This is a genomic window from Mesorhizobium sp. ZC-5, assembly GCF_025753855.1.
Lineage (GTDB): Bacteria > Pseudomonadota > Alphaproteobacteria > Rhizobiales > Rhizobiaceae > Neomesorhizobium.
In genome coordinates, this window is sequence record NZ_JAOWPT010000003.1 from 654,682 (window position 1) to 674,414 (window position 19,733).

A 19,733-nucleotide genomic window follows, 5' to 3' on the forward strand; every position below is an offset into this window, starting at 1 on the left:
CTTGCTGTTTTGTAGCGGCTGCGAATATGCAACATGATCGCGAGCGTTCATTCCAGGAGTGGTGACAAGATGCCGGATCAAAGTCCTTTCACGGTCGATGCCGACTGGCTGCAGGAACGTTTGACGGAGCCCGGTATCTCGATCGTCGATGCGTCCTGGTACCTGCCGGCGCAGAAGCGCGATGCGCGCGCCGAATACAAGGCGGCGCATATTCCTGGCGCCATCTTCTTCGACCAGGATCTTGTCGTCGATCCGGATTCGGATCTGCCGCACACCTTGCCGAGCCCGGAACTTTTTGCCCAGCATGTCGGTTCGATGGGGATTTCCGCCGACGACACCATCATTGTCTATGACGGGCCGGGCGTGCATTCGGCGCCGCGCGTCTGGTGGATGTTCCGCGTCATGGGCGTCTATCAGGTCTATCTGCTCGATGGCGGCTTCGACCGCTGGAAAGCGGCAGGGAGGCCGGTGACGGCGGAGGTGACGAAGGTCGCCCCGAACGTCTTCCACGCCGATTTCGATGCCACCCAGCTTGCCACCCTGTCCGATATGCAGGAACTGGTCGGCGCCGGCGACGTGCAGATCGCTGATGCGCGTCCCGCGGGAAGGTTTGCCGGAACCGATCCCGAGCCGCGGCCGGGACTGCGCTCCGGCCACATGCCCGGCGCGAGAAGCGTACCGTCGCCGACCCTCTCGGAGAACGGTAGCCTGTTACCGCCCGAACGGCTGAAGGAAGTACTGGAAGATGCCGGCCTCGACCTGTCGAAGCCGATCGTCACCTCGTGCGGCTCCGGCGTCACCGCCGCGATCATCACGCTGGCGCTGCGCTCGATCGGCCACACCGCCAACAGACTTTATGACGGCTCGTGGAGCGAGTGGGGCAGGCGCTCGGATACGCCGGTGGTGACAGGCAAGGACTGACCATGAGCGCCGAGAAGAAGATCGAGGCGATCCCGGTCACGGTGACGTTCCTGGAGATGAGCGCGCCGCCGTCTCACTATCCGCCATTGCCTTATAACCGGCAGGTCGCGTTGATGCGTACGCGCAACATGCAGCTGCATTTCTATCGCTACCTGATCGACCGGGTCGGCCGCAAATGGCACTGGGTCAACGTCCTGCGCATGAGCGACGAAGAACTCGCCCAAAGCATCCATGCTCCGGAGCGCGATATCCGCGTGCTTTATCTCGACGGCGCCCCGGCCGGTTTCTTCGACGTCAAGCCGCATCTGCCGGGCGAGGCGGAACTCGCTTATTTCGGCATGATGGAACACGCGATCGGGCAAGGGATCGGCCGCTGGTTTCTTGGGGCGGCGATCGAGGCGGCGTGGTCGTACGGGCCGAATGTCGTCACCGTCCAGACCTGCACGCTCGACCATCCAGCCGCGCTGCCGCTCTATCAGCGGCTCGGCTTCTCGCCGGTCGGCCAGAAGAAGGAAGCGGTTCTGCCGATGACGCTTGCCGACCGCTCGGCAGTCGTCATGCGTGGATAGCGACGGCAACATCTGCTGAACCGGGCGTTCATCGGCGCTTCAGCTTGGATTTGCCATCTTCGAGCCACATCAATCGCGGCCGGACCGGCCGGGCCTCGAAGGGAGACAACACCATGCTGAACCGCCGCACCTTTGCCGCCGCCCTCGTCGCGGCGATCGCCTTTCCGGGCCTTGCCGCCGCGCAGGCGACGACGCCGTCCGCCGCGCAGATCGAGCGCAAGCTGGAGGCGGCACCGCGGGTCGTCGTCCCCCGCAACAAGCGGGTGACCGTGCGCGAACTGAAGCGGCGGCCCGAGATGCGCCGCATCGCGCCGTCGATCGACATCCAGTCGATCAACTTCGCCTTCGGCTCGGCCGAGGTGGCGTCATCGCAGTACGACAAGGTCGAGAACATCGCCACCGCCATGGAACGCATCCTGCGCCGCAACCGCCGCGAGGTCTTCCTGATCGAGGGCCACACCGACGCGGTCGGATCGTTCGCCTCGAACCAGGTTCTTTCAGAAAATCGTGCGGCGTCGCTGCGGCGCGTGCTGGTGAGCGAGTTCGGCATTCCGCGCCGCGCGCTGGAAACTGTCGGCTACGGCGAGGAGTTCCTGCTGGTGCCGACACAGAACGAGAACTGGCGCAACCGCCGCGTGACGCTGCGCCGCGTCACCGATGTCATCGAGCCGTTCTGAAAAGTCAAAAGTTCGAAAGACGCCGGATCTGTCAGGCCTATTCGATGCAGCGCAGTCAACCCGAGCCGGGTCGGACATCCTCATCGGCGTCCTTGTAGGCTTCGTAGCCGGCATTCCAGTCGCTGTAGGCGTCTGTTTTCGGCTCGAACGGGTTCGAGTCCCGACTCATCTTGGAGCGTGCGGCCGCCACGCCCATCTCAAACGGCTGTGTCTTGTCTTCCGTGACTTCGCCGCCGTTCATGACTGACCCGAACTTTTGGGGAGGCAAAGGGTGCGCCTCCCCAAAGACTTGATTGACTACATGGCGCCGATCTTATCACACAATCCCTTGTTCTTGGCACCATTCTCGGCCATCTGGCATTCCTTTTTCATGGCAGCCTGGTCCTCTGCCGACATGGCCTTGAAGGACGCGGAAATCTCGTCGTCGCTACGCATCTTCATCATGCCGCTGTCAGTGAAGAACGGTGCCATCTTCGCGGAATCGTTCATCATGCTGGGAGCCGGATCTGAATTCGCTCCGCCCGTCGAAGAAGAACTGTTGTTGGATTGACCCAACGCTACGCCACCGGCCAGGCTGAGCGCGATAGCGGATACTGCTAGGATCTTGAGGTTCATCGGACGTTTCCTTTTGTTTACGACCGCTCGAGGCGGCTGTGGACCAATCTGTTCGCGGCGGTCTTGTTCCAACAAGCAAACGTGATGGGCGAACCGCGGTTTATGGGCTCGCCTACGTCAAATTTAATTGCACAGTGCAGAGAAGAGAAATAAGCGCGACCGGAGGTGCATGGCCCGATTGCGCGGCATGTCTCCATCACCCATTCGGGCGGCGCTCCCGTCTGAAGCAACCTTCTCATCCTTTCACGGCATTGTCTTCCTGCCATGCGCGCTTTATCGCATGACGGGAGACATGAGGAGCGTGAGATGACGATACGGGTGGTGATGAGCGGCGCGACGGGCTGGGTGGGCAAGGCGCTGATCCCGGCGATCGTCGCCGAAGCGGACCTGAAACTGGCAGGTGCGGTGGCGCGTGGCGCCGCCGGCTGGGATGCCGGTTCGGCCATCGGCGCGGCGCCGATCGGCGTCGAGGTAAGGGCGACCCTCGAGGAGGCGCTGAAAAAAGCCGAATCCGATGTCGTCGTCGACTATACCAAGCCGGTCGCCGTGAAGGACCATGCGCTGACGGCGGTGTCGAATGGGCGTCATGTGGTGATCGGAACGTCGGGCCTTGGTGCTGCCGACTATGCCGAGATCGACGCGGCGGCGCGCGCCAATGGCGTCGGCGTCATTGCCGCCGGCAATTTTTCCATCACCGCCACGCTGATGAAGCGCTTCGCGCTGATGGCGGCGAAATATGTGCCGGATGTCGAGGTGATCGACTACGCCAGCGCCAAGAAGCCCGATGCGCCGTCAGGCACCGCACGCGAACTGGCGGAGGCGCTGGCCGACATTCGCGGCGCCTCGACGGCGAAACTGCAATCCGAGGTGTCCGGCGTTCCGGAAACGCGCGGTGGCGCTGTCGGCGCGGCACCCGGCGTGCAGGTGCATGCGCTGCGGCTGCCGTCCTATATCCTCTCCTGCGAAGCGCTGTTCGGACTGCCGGACGAGCGCCTGACCATCCGCCACGACGCAGGCTCGTCGGCCGCGCCCTATGTCGCCGGCACGCTGCTGGCGATCCGCCATGTCGTCAACATAAAGGGGCTGGTGCGGGGCCTGGATTCGCTGATCGACTGACGGCCTCAGAGCCGAAGCGCCTTGGCGATCTTGGTCTTGAGATAGGTGGCGGTCCAGCGCTCCTTCCATGAGCCCGAGCCGAGATGCAGGCCATGGCTCACGCCCGAATTGCGCAGGATCTTGCGTTCCAGCGGTCCGTGCAGCCGGGTCGGGCTGAACACCGGCTTCTCGGTGACGACGACGCCTTGATAGCGGCTGCGGTTGGCGAAGAAGACACGGCTCAGGAAGCCGGGGCCGGTGGCGTCGATGACATCCTTGTAGACGCCGACGCGCGGCGGGTTCTTCACCAGGTCGGCAATGACGTCCGCCCAGAAGGGATGGCCGGGCCGCGACGCGAATATGTAGTTCGCGACCTGGTCGAGGCTGTCGCCGTAACTCACGGCGAATTCATCGGAAAGTACGAGTTCGGCGTTTCCATAGTCGTAGGGCCGCAGGAATTCGTAGTCGAGATCGGCATAGAGGCCGCCGAAATCGTGCATAGCCACGTAGCGGAACACGTCGGCTCGCATGATGTTCTTCTCGAAACCCTTGTAGACCGGCCACAGCAGCGTCTGCGTCGCCTCGACATGGGCGTCCATTTCCGTGTCGGTCCACAGCCGGTAGTCCCAGCCGGGATGGTAGCGGCGCACGCTGTCGACCGCGGCTTGCCAGCGCTGCGGGACATCGCGCGACTTCCAGGTCTGGTGGATGATTTTGGGGATGATCATGGGGTTTCCGGCGCGATTTCGGCGACATAACGTCAAAGCTTTGTGGCTGTCGAGAGGCGGTGCCCGGCACATGGCCGGTCAAGGCAGGAATCGGGTGGATGCGGCGATGCGGCGGACGTATCTCAGGATCATCGAAACCCGAGGAGATTTCACCATGCTGATCCGCTATATCGCCTTGCCGACCGACCGCGTCCGTGCCTTGCAGGCCGGCGGCCAGGACGCCTATGGGATGACGCCGGAGCGCCGCGTTTCCGACGGGGACGGGGTGCCTTGCCGCCACTGCCTGCGCAATATCCGCGCCGGCGAGGATTATCTGATCCTGGCCTACCGGCCGTTTCCCGAACTGCAGCCTTATGCCGAGACGGGACCGATCTTCCTGCATGCCGAACCCTGCGAGCGGGCGCCGGAATCGGATGTCATGCCGGACATGTACCGGCCGACCGCCGACCACATCGTGCGCGGCTACGGCCATGACGACCGCATCGTTTATGGCACCGGCGCGGTGGTCGCCACCGACAAGATCTGCGAAAGGGCGCACGAACTCTTGCAACGTGACGACATCGCCTACCTGCACATGCGCTCGGCCAGGAACAACTGCTACGCCTGCCGCATCGAGCGCGCCTGATCTGGAACGCGCGTTAACGATTTCTTAACCAGCGGGAATCAGAATCGCATGAACTGTCGCACTGCCGTTACATCAACCCGGTAGAAGGCAGGTGTCGATCGATTTGGCCGACCGCGGATGAACCGGCGGAAAATCTCGACAGACGAGGAAGCGGGGCAAAACCCCGCTTTTTTGTTGCCCTGATTTGCCTCTGGTCCAGCAAAAAGCCCGCCGAAATGATCCGGCGGGCCAAGGGAAGGAGGTTGTTTCGCTTGACGAAAATCAGGCGGCGAGAACCGCCTTCGGCTCCGCCATCTCGTAGCCGAGCGCTTCGGCGACCGCGCTGTTGGTGATACGCCCCTTGTGGACGTTGAGGCCGTTGCGCAGGTGGTGGTCGTCGACCAGCGCCTTCAGGCCCTTGTTCGCCAGCTGAAGGCCGTAATGCAGCGTCGCGTTGTTGAGCGCGTGCGCCGAGGTGACGGGCACGGCGCCCGGCATGTTGGCGACGCAATAGTGGATGACGCCGTCGACCTCGTAGGTCGGGTCGGCATGGGTGGTGGCGTGCGATGTCTCGAAGCAGCCGCCCTGGTCGATGGCGACGTCGACCAGCACCGAGCCCTTCTTCATGCCCGACAGCATCTCGCGGGAAACGAGCTTCGGTGCCGCGGCGCCGGGGATGAGCACGGCGCCGACCACGATGTCGGCCGAGAAGCACTCGTCCTCCAGCGCTTCGACCGTCGAATAGCGGGTATGGACGCGGCCGTTGAAGATGTCGTCGAGCTGGCGCAGGCGCGGGATCGAGCGGTCGATGATGGTGACGTCGGCGCCGAGGCCGACAGCCATCCTGGCCGCATGCAGGCCGACGACGCCGCCGCCGAGCACCGTAACCTTGCCTGGCAGCACGCCGGGCACGCCGCCGAGCAGCACGCCGCGGCCGCCATTGGCCTTCTGCAGCGCGGTGGCGCCGGCCTGGATCGACAGGCGGCCGGCGACTTCCGACATCGGCGCCAAAAGCGGCAGCCCGCCGCGGTCGTCGGTGACGGTTTCGTAGGCGACCGCGGTGACGCCCGAGGCAAGCAGGCCCTTGGTCTGTTCCGGATCCGGCGCCAGGTGAAGATAGGTGTAGAGGATCTGGCCGGAGCGCAGTTGCACCCATTCGTTGGGCTGCGGCTCCTTGACCTTCACGATCATGTCGGACTTCTCGAAAACCTCCTCGGCGGTCCTGGCGATCGCAGCGCCGGCCGAGCGGTAGGCATTGTCGTCGGCGCCGATGCCGGCGCCGGCGCCGGTTTCGATCAGCACCTCATGGCCATGGGCCACATATTCACGCGCCGAACCCGGGGTGAGCCCGACGCGATATTCATGGTTTTTGATTTCTTTCGGGCATCCGACGCGCATTGTGATCTCCTCCGGCTTTCCGCCAATTTCCCTGAGATAACGATTGAACCACGGATGAGTTCGCATGTGTTTGCGAAGGCGGTTGAAGTTGCCCGCCGGAATCGTTATTCCTTGCGCAAACAAACAAAAAATTCGAAGGAAGTTCGAAGAATGTCCCTGGACAGGATCGATATCGCGATTCTCGACGCCTTGCAGAAAGACGGGCGCATCTCCAACGCCGCACTTGCCGAGAAGGTCGGCCTGTCGCAATCAGCGTGTTCGCGCCGGCTCGACAATCTGGAGAAGACCGGTGTCGTGCGCGGCTACCATGCCCGACTGTCGAACGCGGCACTCGGCCACCAGATGACGGCGATCGTGCACATATCCCTGTCGGGGCAATTCGAAAAGACCCTTTCGGATTTCGAGGCGGCGGTGAAGCGCTGCCCTAACATCCTCTCGTGCCATCTGATGTCGGGCGAATACGACTACATCCTGCGCATCGCGGCGCGCGACCTCGCCGACTACGAGCGTATCCACAAGGAATGGCTGTCGGCGATGCCGCATGTAACCAAGATCAATTCGTCCTTCGCGCTGCGCGAAGTGATCGACCGGACCGCCATGGGCATGAAGCCCGAAATGGCCTGACGAGGCATATCGCTTCAAATTTGAGCGAAACGGGAAGCATTTCGTTTCATCATTTTGGCCATTCTCTGCAACCTGTCAGGAGGAGAGGTTGCATGTCCGTAGCGGAAGGTTCGATACGCCGGTTTGCCCGGGCGGTATCGGATGCCGTGCTGGGGACCGCGTCGGACATCGTCACCACGCCCGAAGACCTAAACACCTTCAGGATCAGCCAGATCGAAGCCTTCAGCACGGTGCGGCCGACGCTCGTGGCCTCCAACCTGCTCGGCACCTTCGTCGCCTGGAGCAGCCTCGGCAATTTATCCGGCAGCGCTCTGCTGACGGCCTGGTACGCGGTGATGGTCGCTCTCGTCCTCATCGACGTGATGACCGGGCCGCGCTTCTTCGGCTTTCACCCGACCGCCGAGAACGCGCCGGGATTTTATTGGCACTGCGTCCTGATGCGCCTTTTCTACGGTCTCGGCTGGGGTTGCGCCATGGCGCTTTTTTATGCCGGATCCGGCCCTGACGCGCGCCTGGCGCTGACGGTCCTGGTCTCTGTCTTCCTCTGCTCGTCGGTGTTCGTTCTCGCCTACATACCGACGGCGGTGTACGCCTTCACCATGCCGATCCTGGCCCTCTCGGCGCTCGCTTTCGCCATGGACGACGTGGGAGGGCATCGTTTCGAATTCGTGCTGATCGGCATCTTCTTCATCGCCTTTCCGTTCACGCTCTACCGCTACACGACATCGTTCGCCGAACGGTCGATGGCGCTGGTCAAGGTCGACGAGCAGAACCATCTCCTGAAACTGCTGCTCAACGACTTCGAGGCGCATTCGGATGACTGGCTGTGGCAGACCGACGCCACAATGCGGATTTCGCGCGTTTCGGACGCCTTTGCCAAGCAATCGGGCGTGAGCGTCGAGGAACTGTCCGGCATGGAACTCGACAGCTTCATCGCAGCCCATTCGCCGGAAAATCCGGACTGGGAGAGTGAGACGGCGCGTTCGCGCGAACTCATGCAGGCGCGCGAACCGTTTCGCGATCTCTCGATACAACTGAAATTCGGCGACAAGTACCAATGGTGGTCGGTGACGGGGACGCCGAGTTACGACCGCCACGGCTCGTTCATCGGCTACCGCGGCATCGGCCGCGAGATCACCGAGCAGAAGAGCCAGCAGCTGGCGATGAAATTTCTCGCCCACCACGACACGCTGACGGGCCTCGCCAACCGGGCGAGCTTCAACGCCGAGATCGAGCGCATACAACAGGCAAGTTCGCTGAAGGGCAGTCGCTTTGCGCTGATCATGTTCGACCTCGACGATTTCAAGGCCGTCAACGACACCGCCGGCCACGCTGTCGGCGACGCGGTGCTGCGCGCTGTCTGCAAGCGCATCGAAAAGACGCTGCCGCGCAACGCCTTTCTGGCACGGATCGGCGGCGACGAATTCGCCGCGGTGATCGAACTCTCCAGGGACAAGGATGTAGCCGAGGTCTGCAATCTCGCAGTCCGCGTCGTTGCCAGCGTGAGCCGTCCGATGCGGCTTGCCGAAGGCAGGTTCAAGGTAGGCGCCAGCGCCGGCATCGCATTGCTGCCGGACGACGGCGACGATGTCGGCGCGGTCATGCAGCTCGCCGATATCGCGCTGTACAATGCCAAGGTCGACGGCAAGGAAAGGGTCTGCCTGGCCAGCGCGGAAGACGCCGCCGCCTATGCCTATCGCAAGCAGCTCGAGATCGATCTGCGCAAGGCCGTCGACGAGGATGCGCTGACGCTGTTCTTTCAGCCGGTCGTCGACGCCAGGACTGGAAAGACGATCCTGTTCGAGGCGCTGGCGCGGTGGAACCACCGCGAGTTCGGCATCATTCCGCCGGGCGAGTTCATCGGCATCGCCGAACAAACCGGCAGCATTCAGGAAATCGGCGCATGGGCACTGAACGAAGCCTGCCGGCATGCCGCTACCTGGCCGGAAACGATCCGCGTGGCGGTCAACATCTCGCCGCGCCAGTTCAACCTCGACGAGTTGCCGCAAGTCGTGGCCGCTGCGCTGAACAAGAACGGCCTTGCCGCCGACAGGCTTGAGCTCGAGATCACCGAAAGTGCGTATCTCGGCGGCATCGACCAGGTGCGGGAAATCGTCGCCGACCTGCAGGGGCGCGGCATCACCATCGCGATGGACGATTTCGGCACCGGTTATTCGAGCCTTTCGTCGCTCCAGGACGTGCCGTTTGACAAGCTCAAGATCGATCAGTCGCTGATCGGACGCGGTCCCAAGGAGAAGCGCACCTTGAGCATCCTTCGCTCGATCGTCGCCATCGGCAAGGCGCTCGATCTGCAGGTGACAGCGGAAGGCGTCGAGACGGTGGAGCAGGCGGTGTTCCTGCGCGAACTCGGCTGCAACAGCCTGCAGGGATACGTCTTCAGCCCGCCGATGCCAGAAGGCGACGTGCCCGCCTATCTGCTGGCCGAAACCGCTCGTGGCAACCAGCCGTTCGAGGAAGCGCTCATCCAGCGCGGCAGGACCGCCGCGGCCTGATCCGTTCGCCGGCGAACATTCACGCTGCCGTCACGCACTCCTGCTGGACTCGGGAAAATTTCGGCGCGAAACTTGTCGTTTCGACGTCGATTTCCAACTCAGGCAACCAGGAGAAAACCATGTCCCAAGTGCTTACCCCGCTTTCGCGCCGCTCCTTCCTGGCAGGAACGGCCGCTGCCGGTGCCCTGGTGATGCTGCATCCGTTTTCGGCGCGTGCCCAGGCCAACCAGGCGCATCTCAGGATCATGGAGACGACGGACATCCACGTGAACGTGCTGCCTTATGATTATTACGCCGACAAGCCGAACGACACGATGGGCCTGTCGCGCACGGCTTCGCTGATCGACGCGGTGCGCAAGGAAGCCACCAACTCGATGCTGATCGACAATGGCGACCTCCTGCAAGGCAATCCGATGGGCGACTATATCGCCTACGAGAAGGGCATGAAGGACGGCGACGTCCACCCGGTGATGAAGGGCATGAACCTGCTCGGCTACGAGGTTTCGACGCTCGGCAACCACGAGTTCAACTACGGCCTGTCGTTCCTCGACAAGGTGCTGGCCGGCGCCAGCTTCCCGTTCGTCTGCGCCAACCTGATCCGCGGCACCGAACTGGCGTCCAACCCGCGCGACGACAAGCTCTACCTCAAGCCGTACCTGATCCTGGAAAAGAAGATCAAGGACGGCGCCGGGGCCGAGCATCCGATCAAGGTCGGCGTCATCGGCTTCGTGCCGCCGCAGATCATGATCTGGGACGCCAAGAACCTCGAAGGCAACGTTAAGACCCGCGACATCGTCGAGGCGGCGAAGGCCTGGGTGCCGCAGATGAAGGAGGAGGGCGCCGACATCGTGATCGCGCTCTCGCATTCCGGCATCGATACCAAGCAGGGCGACATGATGGAGAACGCCTCCTTCTTCGTCGCCGGCGTGGAGGGCATCGACGCGGTGTTCACCGGCCACCAGCACCTGGTCTTCCCGGGCAAGAAGGATTTCCAGGAACTCGAAGGCGTCGATGCGGAAAAAGGCACGCTGCAGGGCAAGCCCGCGGTGATGGGCGGCTTCTGGGGCTCGCATATGGGCCTGGTCGACCTGATGCTGGAGCGCGACGGCTCCAAATGGCGCGTCGTCTCGGCCACCTCGGAGGCGCGGCCGATCTACGAGCGGGTGGACAACAAGAACAAGGCCACCGTCGAGGACTACAAGAAGATCGTCGAGGCGCTGAAGGAGGATCACGAGGCGACGCTCGCTTATGTGCGCCGGCCGGTGGGAAAAACCTCGGCGCCGCTCTATTCCTATTTCGCGCTGGTCGCCGACGATCCATCGGTGCAGATCGTTTCCCAGGCGCAGACCTGGTACATCAAGGACCTGCTGAAGGCGACTGAGTGGAAGGACTTGCCGGTGTTGTCGGCGGCGGCACCCTTCAAATCGGGTGGCCGCGGCGGCGCCGATTATTACACCGACGTGCCGGCCGGCGACATCGCCATCAAGAACGTCGCCGACCTCTATCTCTATCCGAACACCGTGCGCGCCGTGGAGATCACCGGCGCCCAGGTCAAGGAATGGCTGGAGATGTCGGCCGGCATCTTCAGGCAGGTCGAGAAGGGCAAGGCCGACCAGCCGCTCATCAATGCGGATTTCCCGTCCTACAATTTCGACGTCATCGACGGTGTGACCTACAGGATCGATCTTTCGCAGCCGCCGAAATACGATTCGAAGGGCGTCGTGCTCGACGCTTCGTCGAACCGCATCGTCGACCTGATGTTCGACGGCAAGCCGATCGATCCGGCGCAAAAATTCGTCGTTGCGTCCAACAACTACCGTGCCGGCGGCGGCGGCAATTTTCCGGAGATCAACAGCTCGAAGATCATCTTCGAGGCGCCGGACACCAACCGCGACGTCATCGTGCGCTACATCGTCGACCAGGGCACCATCAACCCGTCCGCCGACGCCAACTGGTCGTTCGTGCCGCTGGAAGGCACCAGTGTCATCTTCGAGACCGGCCCGAAGGCGAAGGATTTCATCGCCGACGTGAAGGGCGTGAAGATCGAGGCGGCGGGCGAGGGCGCAGAGGGGTTTGCGAAGTACAGGATCACCTTGTAACGCGTGAAGCTGCCTGCATCTGCTCGACATCGGCGGCCGGTCTCTGCTAGAAACCGGTCGCTTTCGAGAGGCGCGGACCATTTGGGGTAACCTTTAGGGAGGGGAAGATGCCAGAAGAGCTACTTGCGGAACTCACAATCGGTGACCATGAATTTTTAAACAATGAGCGTATCCAAACTGGCAGACTCCGGGTGTTGGCGAACTCTACATGGCAGGTGAGGCATGGTTGCCAAGTGTACATCGAGTGCCAGGTGCTTACGCTCGATGGGAGCCTTACCCTGGATGTTCGCGGCGAGAACGGCGTGGACGGGATCAATGGTAGTCCGGATCGGCCAGGGTGGCTCAGCGGTCCACCAGAGGACCATAGAGCGGCGTGCTGGAATTGGTGGCTGGCCGTGAACACGGAGAACAAGAGCGAGGAAGGCGTCGACGCGACTCCCGGCACCGACGGGGGCGACGGCGGTATGCTGACAATACGCTATGTAAAGACGGGAACCGGAACTGATCTGGGTTCAATCAAAGACCCCCTTACAAGCGGCGGTATGCCCGGCAAGCCCGCTTACGGCAGCAAGGGCCAACTGATGGTTTGTGGTGCGCCCTACCACCCGCACCTCAAGGGCCACGTAAGGCAACGACCAAACGGTCGAGACTGGTACGGCCAACCAGGGCGGCCGGGAGAAGTTGTAATTGAACGCATCACAAGCGTCGTCGCCTGGCCGAGCTAACGGGCGGTTGCAAGCGCTTGGCTGAAGGCGGCTTCGAAGCGCTGCGGGACGACACCGTGCAATCTCCGTGAAAGCGGCCTGCATCCGGGTGATCGCGTCACACGCAAGGCTCCGAGCCGACTTCACACACAACCGTTCCGAAGCATCCGGCGGTCGCGTGCCCGCCGCTGGATCGCCAGATGCCGGGCGCGAAGGCGGAACGAGCATGGATCAGCAGGTCGACAACACCAAGCCTCCGGCATCCGAGCTGGTTCTGTCTCAGCAGCAGAAGAATGTCGTGATCGGCGGCGTGCTTCTTGCCATGCTGCTCGCCGCGCTCGACCAGACGATCGTGGCTCCCGCCATGCCGACGATCGGCAGCGCGCTCGGCCATGCCCAGTACCTGCCGTGGATCGTGACGGCCTATCTGCTGGCGGCTACCGCGCTGGCGCCGCTCTATGGGAGGATTTCGGACATTTACGGCCGCCGCCCGACCATCATGGTGGCGATCGCGATATTCCTTGCCGGCTCCGTCATCAGCGCGATTGCGCCGGACATGCTGACGCTGATCATCGGCCGCGCCGTTCAGGGCATCGGCGGCGGCGGGCTCTTCACCATGTCGCAGACGATCATCGGCGATCTGGTGCCGCCGCGCGAGCGGGCGCTCTACGCGGGCTGGATCTCCGGCATGTGGGCGGTCGCCAGCATCGCCGGGCCGCTGCTTGGCGGCGCTTTCGCCGAGCATCTGCACTGGTCTCTGATCTTCTGGATCAACCTGCCGCTCGGCGTCGTCGCGGTCCTGACCATCAACGGGCCGCTGAAGCGCCTGCCTGTCGCCGGCCGTCGCCACAGCATAGACGGCTGGAGCGCGGCGCTGCTGATCGTCGCCACCTCGCTTCTGCTGCTCGCCCTCAACTGGGGCGGCAGCACCTATCCGTGGAGATCGCCGGAAATTCTCGGGTTGCTTGGCGGCTCCGTGCTGGGTTTCGCCGCACTCGGCATCCGCCTTGTGAAGGCATCCGAGCCGCTGATCTCGCTCGAAATCCTCGGCAACCGGGTGGTGCTGTTCGGCACGCTTGGCGTCTTCATGCTTCAGGGCGCCAACATCGGCCTTGCGGTCTACCTGCCCGTCTATCTGGAATCGGTGCAAGGATTGACGGCGGGCGAGTCCGGACTGGGGCTGCTGTCGCTGCTGCTCGGCACCGTGGCCGGTGCGTCTATGAGCGGCCGCCTGACGGCGAAGCTCGTCCACTACAAGCGCATCGCTCTCTTCGGCATCTGCATCAGCGTCGCCGCGGTGATCGTGCTCGCTGTCGTGGCGGCGAGTGCGCCGCTCTGGCAGATCGAAGTCCTGCTCGCCATCGTCGGCATCGGTTCGGGCACGGTATTTCCCGTCACCACCGTCTCGGTGCAGAACGCCGTCGACCGCGCCCATCTTGGCGTCGCCACCGGCGTGCTCACCTTCCTGCGTTCGCTCGGCAGCGCGCTCGGCGTCGCGGTGCTGGGCGCGGTCGCCCTCGGCTACGGCATTCCGCTCGCCGGCGAAGCGATGCGCCATCACGCGGCCGCCGGTTCCGGCGACGGTTTTGCGATGATCTATTTCGTCTGTGCGCTGATGCTGGTCCTCGGGCTGGTGTCGCTGGTCCTGATGCCGGAGAAGCCGCTGCGGGGATCTGCCGACAACACGCCACCGCCCATGGAGGGCTGAGGCAGGCATTGTCCGGCGCGAACTGGTCTCCTACGGGGTGCCGCGAATGATCGGCATGATCAGATCCAGCCGGTCGGTGGAGATGCCGCCAGAATAGCCGGCCGGAAGCTGCCTGACCGTTTCCGGATCGTTCAGCCCGTCGGAAAAGCCACCGCCATGATAGGGGCCGAGCAGATAGACGCGCGTGCCCGCTGCCTCCATGCGGTCGAGGAAGCGGTCCGGCCAGCCCCACAGCCACGGCGCGATGTTTATCGGGATGAGCAATGACGTTCCCCGGCAGGATTCCGGCACGTAGCCGCTCCAGCCGAGCCCTGCATAACGTAGGACGCAGTGCATCAGCGTCTTTCGCGACAGCACGCGCTGGTCGGGCAGGGCCGCCTTGACGGTGTCGACGGGGGTGTTGCCGCCATAGACGGTGTGCAGCCTGCGTTCATCGGGTGGCAGCGTCGTCAGGTAGGCGGCAAGCTTCTCGCCCTCGGAGGCATCATTGCTCTTAACGTTGATATGGAAGGCGCGGCCGGGAAATTGCGAAAAAACCTCGTCGAGCGAGGGCATCAGACCGACGCCCTTGCCCCGGAACGGAAATGTCTTGCCGCTGTCCGCGGTGTAGCCGTAACCGACATCCAGCTTCTTCAACTCGGCCATGGAATGCTCGCGGGTGACGCCGCTGCCTTCGGTACGGCAGTCGAGCGTCCAGTCGTGGAACACGGCGAACTTCCCGTCGGTGGTCGGGTGCACATCGAGTTCCAGCACGTCGGCGCCCGCGGCGAACGCCGCTTCCATCGAACGAATCGTGTTTTCCAGATAGTCGTGCCGCGGCGGCAGCATGCGTTCGGCGGTGCAGGTGTCGCCGGTCAGCCCCTCGCGGCTGTATTCCTGCGCCAGGCCGCGATGCGCAAGGATGACAGGCTTGCCGGCGGGACGGCTGGAAAGCAGCGACGTGTTGTTCAGATAGACGGCACCGGCGATCGCCAGCAGCGATAGGAGTGCGACGGTGCGCTTGCGCATGAAATGCCTCTCACGGGAATCTGGGCGCCAGCCTAAATATCGATGCGGCGATTTCGCGGCTGTGACACGGTTGTCCAGGGGCAATCGAAACCGGCCGGATTGTTTCGCCAACCGGTTGCAGTTGACGGAACGTCGCTACTTGGCGATGATCTGCCTTGGGTTGGGGCATGCACGAGGACTGTGCACATGACGGAAGTCGGCTCCATGGCGGCAGGTCGTGCCGCGGATCGTGGCTCGGTAGCGGGTTATTCAGGCGAGAGCATGGGATCCTCCAGGTCCTCGTCAACATCCTCCTCGAGCACATCCGGTTCATCCAAAAGTTCCAGCTCCCGCTCCGATTCGGGGTCGTTCGGGGAAGGTTCGATGGCTGCCGGCCGCGCGGCGGATCGCGGCTCGGTCGCTGGTTATTCTGGCGACAGCCGGCAGGGCAGCGGTTCCAGCTCCCGCTCCGATTCGGGGTCGTTCGGGGAAGGCTCGATCGCCGCTGGCCGTGCCGCGGACCGCGCTTCGGTCGCCGGCTATTCGGGCGACAGCAAGGCTAGCCGGGATCGGGCGTCGTTTGACGCAACGGTCAATTCGATGGCCGCCGCCCGCGCTGCCGACAGAAGATCGGTTCCGGGGTATTCCGCCGATTCCAGGCCGTCAGTTTCATCCGTCGAAAGGGCGCGCGTAACCGACGCCTACGCGGAATACGCGAGGTCCATGCTCCAGGCCGGGGTGACCCTGTCGGGAAAACCCATCGGGGTCACCAATGAAGGTCTGCTCGATACCGTGACGAATTCGGTGTCCGATTTCATCAACGAAGCGGTTGAACCGGTGACGAAAGCATTGGGGCCTATCTCATACGCGATATCGGGACTGTCCATGGTGCCGGACATCACCAAACTGAGCGGGCTTGCCTATGCGAGTTCCGTTCTGAACAGGGCCAAGCCCCTTCATTCAGCGACCATAAGGTCGATCTGGAACGCAAGCACGGTGGATCAGGCCCAGGGCTTCCTCAAGACCGGGCAGGCCAAAACCGCGATGCAAACCGCATCCGAATTTGCCGAAAGGGTGGGAAAAATATCGACCGGTTTGAGCATTTCCCTGGTCGGCCTCGCGGCGGCGCTCGAATACCAGTCCACCGGCAGCACGCTGAAAGCCACGGGCACACTCACGGCCGAAACGGTCGACGCGGGCATTGGCGCCCTGGTGACGGCCGGTGCGGCGTGGGGTGCGGCGGTAGGGGCACCGGCCGCCGGTGTGGGAGCGCTTCCGGGCGGTGTGATCGGCGGGTTGATCGGCGCCGGCACGTATCTGGCGGCTTCCCAGTCCGATTGGTATCAGGATGCAAAGAAGTCGATCAAAACGGGGACGGAATCGTTGCTGAACGGATTTTCCTGGACCGCGGCGGAAGAGGCCTTTGCGCCCTATGCGCAAATGCAGACATCACCGGGGTTCAGCTATGGGCTTGGCTATCGGTTTGGCGAATGGCTGGCTGGAAAGGATACTGAACCGACTACCGGGATGTCGGAGTTCGACGACCGCGACGGACATAACCGCCGCTGATGGATATGGCGCGGGACGGGTCCATATTGTCGTGAAACTGATCGAGGATATCCAGGATAGGCTGGTTCGCCGGCACTTCTACCGCTCGCCCGGCGAAGCCGTGTTCTTTTCGGATAGCCACGGCAATGCGGTGGACGAAACCGGCAAGCCTCTTTTCTATCGCGACGGCGCCTTGTGGTATGTCGGCGCGGCGCATCAGTCGGAAAAGTTCAAGAGGAGCATCTTCGCTATGCTGCTGGTGGCAATGCTGGTCCCGATCGTCCTTCTGATAAACAGGTCGCCGAATTCGATCGCCTGGGCCGTGGTTGTTTTTGCTGGCGTCATATCGCTGCTCCTCTTTGCATTTTTCCGGTCCAGAAAAGAGCAGGCCGCCGATATGTCGGAAGGGAGGACCTTCAGGAGAATCACCTACACGGAATTCCGAAGAAAATTTTTCGGATACAATTCTTCCGTCAGGACGTTCTCGTATGGCGGTTTTTTCGCCCTGAGCTTCGCCTGCATTTTCACGCTGACCGCATTGCTGCTCTCGCACGGCGCCGTGCAATATCTGTTCGTGTTCGCATTCCTGGCAATGGCGGCTTTTCTCGTCCTCGCCCTCTACTCGCTGGCCGTCAGGAAGGCATGGGAGCGGTATCGCGCCAGCCACGGCCTGGCTGCCGAGGATTTCATCCGCCCGACCGGAGAAGCGTTGCCGCGGTGACCGCCAAACGGCTCACGCCTTGTAGATCACCTGGCGAACGTCGATGTATTCGGCGCGGAAGCCGGCTTCGCAGTAGTGGAGGTAGAACTCCCACAGCTTCTTGAAGCGGTCGTCGAAGCCGAGCGGCACGATCTTTTCCCACGACGCCCAGAAGCGGGTGCGCCATTCGGCCAGCGTGCGGGCATAATCCTGCGGGAAGGCGCGTTCGCGCAGGAACGACAGCCCTTGCTCGGCGCCAAGCGATTTCAGGATCGCCGGCGTCGGTAGCATGCCGCCCGGAAACACGTAGCGCTGGATGAAGTCCGGCCGCTTGCGGTAGGTCGGGTAGGCGGCCTCGTTGATGGTGATGATCTGCAGCCCGGCCATGCCGCCCGCTCTCAGGCACTCCTTCACCTTGCCGAAGAACACCGGCCAGTATTTTTCGCCGACCGCCTCGAACATCTCGATCGAGGCGATGCGGTCGTATTTGCCTGTCTCGTCGCGATAATCCTGCAGCTTGATCTCGACCTTGTCGTTCAGCCCGGCCTTGGCGATGCGCTCGCGGGCGAAATCGTGCTGCTCGCGGCTGATGGTGAGCCCGGTCACCTTGCAGCCGATCTCGCGGGCGACGAATTCGGCGAAACCGCCCCAGCCGCAGCCGATCTCGAGCACATGGTCGCCGGACCCGATGCCGACGTCGCGCGCCAACGCCCGGTACTTGGCGTTCTGCGCGCTTTCCAGATCGTTGGCGCCCGCCGAAAACAGCGCCGACGAATAGGTCATCGTCGGGTCCAGCCACTGTTTGTAGAACTGGTTGCCGAGATCGTAGTGCGCGGAAATGTTGCGCTTCGAGCCGTGCCTGGTGTTCTCGTTCAGCCAGTGGCGGATGCGCTGCACAGTGATCAGCAGCCAGTTGGCGCCGCCAGCGACCCTTTCGCCGGCTTCGTTGTTGACGACGAAGAGTTCGAGGAAGCTGGTGACGTCCGGGCTTTCCCAGTCGCCGTCCATGTAGGATTCGGCAACCCCGATCGTGCCGCCGGCAAAGGCCCGGCCGGGCAGGTTCCAGTTGTTGAGGATGAGTTCGGCTTCGGGGCCGGGGGCATTGCCGCCGACGATGACCGACCGCCCGTCCGGCATGCGGATGGTGAGCGAGCCGCGCGGCAGGCCCATGCCCGCGGAAAGCACCATCCTGGCCTTGGCGGGAAGTCCCCTCGATATTTCCGCCAGATTTTCCGCGGTGAGCCGCACCGGCGCGCTCCACGCGATTCCGTCAGTCCGATCCTTTTCCATCGTCCAACCCTGTGGGCGCAAAGCCGCCCGATCTTGCCCCTCTCAACAGCAAATACCCCTCCCGAAGCATCTGCCCTCGGGAAAGGTTTGCAAGGTCATTCATCGGCTTCGACCGCACCCTCGTCGCGGTAGCTGACCGGTTTCGGCGGCGGCGGGCTCCGATGGAACCGGGCGCCCTTCAACCAGAGCTTCAACGCTTCCCAGTGAATTCCCACCATGATTTTCCACGTCATCAACGGAAACTTCAAGAGGCAAGCTGAAAGGGCGGCTGTGCCAAGCTTTTCGGCGTTGCCGCAGAAGGTGGCGGCGAGCAGCGGCTCACCGTTTTCGGTCTCATGGATACGCAGCCTGACAGTCCTGCCAGGCGGCAGGATGCGAAAATGATAGCGTGTCCCCATTTCGACGAAGGGTGAGACGTGGAAGATTTTCGTCCGCTCCTGCCGGATGCCGGCATCGCTGAGATCGCCGGCCAAGATTGGCGCCACATAGGTGTGACGTTCGCCGAACGTGTTGCGCACGGCGTAAACGAGCGCAATCAGCGCATCGTTCTCATCATAGGCGAAGTAGACCGAGATCGGATTGAAGACGTAGCCGAAGATGCGCGGGTAGGCGAGCAGCAGGATTCGCGCCGCCGGCTTTTCCAATCCTGCACCGGCCAGCAAGCGATCGGCATGGGCACGCAGGGTCTCGCCGTCGCGCTCGACATGGTCCTTCTCCCAGAACGAGGCGAGGTTGGCGCCGTTCACCGACAGCAGCCTCGACATGCAGCCGGCTTCCGTCAGCCTGTCGATGTCGACCAGCAGCGAAAACACAGTATAGACAAAGCGATGGCCGAACGGCTTCAGCCGGTGGTGCATGACCTCGCCGGGATAGAGCACGGCCGCCGCCTTGGGTGGCGGGCCATTCTCGGCCATGGTGGTTATGCGGTCGACGCGGGCCATTCCGGCGAAATC

18 protein-coding genes are annotated in these 19,733 nt (G+C 63.0%); 11 read left to right on the forward strand and 7 right to left on the reverse strand.

The window, feature by feature from the left end:
- The first annotated feature begins 69 nt into the window (after positions 1-69).
- The 3 genes from sseA to OHD58_RS11910 all read left to right on the forward strand — a co-directional run bounded on the left by sseA (position 70) and on the right by OHD58_RS11910 (position 2,167).
- Positions 70-921 (forward strand): 3-mercaptopyruvate sulfurtransferase, encoded by an 852-nt coding sequence (gene sseA / locus OHD58_RS11900; RefSeq protein WP_263803494.1) that lies wholly within the window; start codon positions 70-72, stop codon positions 919-921.
- A gap of 2 nt (positions 922-923) precedes the next feature.
- Positions 924-1,490 carry a GNAT family N-acetyltransferase gene (locus OHD58_RS11905; protein ID WP_263803495.1) on the forward strand — a complete coding sequence of 189 codons (567 nt, stop codon included), beginning with the start codon at positions 924-926 and terminating at the stop codon, positions 1,488-1,490.
- A 113-nt stretch (positions 1,491-1,603) separates the two neighbouring features.
- Positions 1,604-2,167 (forward strand): OmpA family protein, encoded by a 564-nt coding sequence (locus OHD58_RS11910; protein WP_263803497.1) that lies wholly within the window; start codon positions 1,604-1,606, stop codon positions 2,165-2,167.
- A 55-nt stretch (positions 2,168-2,222) separates the two neighbouring features.
- Here OHD58_RS11910 and OHD58_RS11915 read toward each other — a convergent pair whose 3' ends face one another.
- Positions 2,223-2,408, reverse strand: coding sequence for a hypothetical protein (locus OHD58_RS11915; protein ID WP_263803498.1), 186 nt, complete (start codon positions 2,406-2,408; stop codon positions 2,223-2,225).
- Positions 2,409-2,464: 56 nt separating this feature from the next.
- The gene (locus tag OHD58_RS11920) at positions 2,465-2,782 is read right to left on the reverse strand and encodes a hypothetical protein (RefSeq protein WP_263803499.1); all 318 of its coding nucleotides are present in this window, start codon (positions 2,780-2,782) and stop codon (positions 2,465-2,467) included.
- A 306-nt stretch (positions 2,783-3,088) separates the two neighbouring features.
- Between OHD58_RS11920 and dapB the strand changes: the two genes are divergently transcribed.
- A complete protein-coding gene (dapB, locus tag OHD58_RS11925; protein WP_263803500.1) occupies positions 3,089-3,898 on the forward strand; it encodes a 4-hydroxy-tetrahydrodipicolinate reductase in 810 nt (269 codons plus the stop codon).
- Between the two features lie 5 nt (positions 3,899-3,903).
- Here the strand turns inward: dapB and OHD58_RS11930 are convergent, their stop codons facing one another.
- A complete protein-coding gene (locus tag OHD58_RS11930; RefSeq protein ID WP_263803501.1) occupies positions 3,904-4,605 on the reverse strand; it encodes a glycosyltransferase family 32 protein in 702 nt (233 codons plus the stop codon).
- 154 nt (positions 4,606-4,759) lie between these two features.
- Between OHD58_RS11930 and OHD58_RS11935 the strand changes: the two genes are divergently transcribed.
- Positions 4,760-5,230, forward strand: a complete 471-nt coding sequence (locus OHD58_RS11935; RefSeq protein WP_263803502.1) for a DUF1203 domain-containing protein — start codon at positions 4,760-4,762, stop codon at positions 5,228-5,230.
- Between the two features lie 261 nt (positions 5,231-5,491).
- On the opposite strand, the gene ald is transcribed toward OHD58_RS11935, so the two are convergent.
- Positions 5,492-6,607 (reverse strand): alanine dehydrogenase, encoded by a 1,116-nt coding sequence (ald, locus tag OHD58_RS11940; protein WP_263803504.1) that lies wholly within the window; start codon positions 6,605-6,607, stop codon positions 5,492-5,494.
- A gap of 150 nt (positions 6,608-6,757) precedes the next feature.
- Here ald and OHD58_RS11945 point away from each other — a divergent pair, with 150 nt between their 5' ends.
- The 4 genes from OHD58_RS11945 (at position 6,758) to OHD58_RS11960 (ending at position 14,255) form a co-directional block, all read left to right on the forward strand.
- Entirely contained in the window at positions 6,758-7,231 is a 474-nt protein-coding gene (locus tag OHD58_RS11945) for an Lrp/AsnC family transcriptional regulator (protein ID WP_263803505.1), read from the forward strand.
- Between the two features lie 92 nt (positions 7,232-7,323).
- The gene (locus OHD58_RS11950) at positions 7,324-9,744 is read left to right on the forward strand and encodes a putative bifunctional diguanylate cyclase/phosphodiesterase (RefSeq protein ID WP_263803506.1); all 2,421 of its coding nucleotides are present in this window, start codon (positions 7,324-7,326) and stop codon (positions 9,742-9,744) included.
- A gap of 119 nt (positions 9,745-9,863) precedes the next feature.
- A complete protein-coding gene (locus OHD58_RS11955; protein ID WP_263803507.1) occupies positions 9,864-11,843 on the forward strand; it encodes a bifunctional 2',3'-cyclic-nucleotide 2'-phosphodiesterase/3'-nucleotidase in 1,980 nt (659 codons plus the stop codon).
- A gap of 930 nt (positions 11,844-12,773) precedes the next feature.
- Positions 12,774-14,255, forward strand: coding sequence for an MDR family MFS transporter (locus OHD58_RS11960; RefSeq protein WP_263803508.1), 1,482 nt, complete (start codon positions 12,774-12,776; stop codon positions 14,253-14,255).
- A gap of 30 nt (positions 14,256-14,285) precedes the next feature.
- On the opposite strand, the gene OHD58_RS11965 is transcribed toward OHD58_RS11960, so the two are convergent.
- Complete coding sequence (locus OHD58_RS11965) at positions 14,286-15,263, reverse strand: glycerophosphodiester phosphodiesterase family protein (RefSeq protein ID WP_263803510.1); 978 nt, start codon at positions 15,261-15,263, stop codon at positions 14,286-14,288.
- Positions 15,264-15,965: 702 nt separating this feature from the next.
- Between OHD58_RS11965 and OHD58_RS11970 the strand changes: the two genes are divergently transcribed.
- A complete protein-coding gene (locus OHD58_RS11970) occupies positions 15,966-16,811 on the forward strand; it encodes a hypothetical protein (RefSeq protein WP_263803511.1) in 846 nt (281 codons plus the stop codon).
- A 31-nt stretch (positions 16,812-16,842) separates the two neighbouring features.
- Positions 16,843-17,511, forward strand: coding sequence for a hypothetical protein (locus tag OHD58_RS11975; protein ID WP_263803512.1), 669 nt, complete (start codon positions 16,843-16,845; stop codon positions 17,509-17,511).
- 12 nt (positions 17,512-17,523) lie between these two features.
- Here the strand turns inward: OHD58_RS11975 and OHD58_RS11980 are convergent, their stop codons facing one another.
- Both OHD58_RS11980 and OHD58_RS11985 read right to left on the reverse strand, forming a co-directional pair.
- A complete protein-coding gene (locus tag OHD58_RS11980) occupies positions 17,524-18,780 on the reverse strand; it encodes an SAM-dependent methyltransferase (RefSeq protein WP_263803513.1) in 1,257 nt (418 codons plus the stop codon).
- 95 nt (positions 18,781-18,875) lie between these two features.
- Positions 18,876-19,721, reverse strand: coding sequence for a DUF1365 domain-containing protein (locus tag OHD58_RS11985; protein WP_263803515.1), 846 nt, complete (start codon positions 19,719-19,721; stop codon positions 18,876-18,878).
- Between the last annotated feature and the right edge of the window lie 12 nt (positions 19,722-19,733).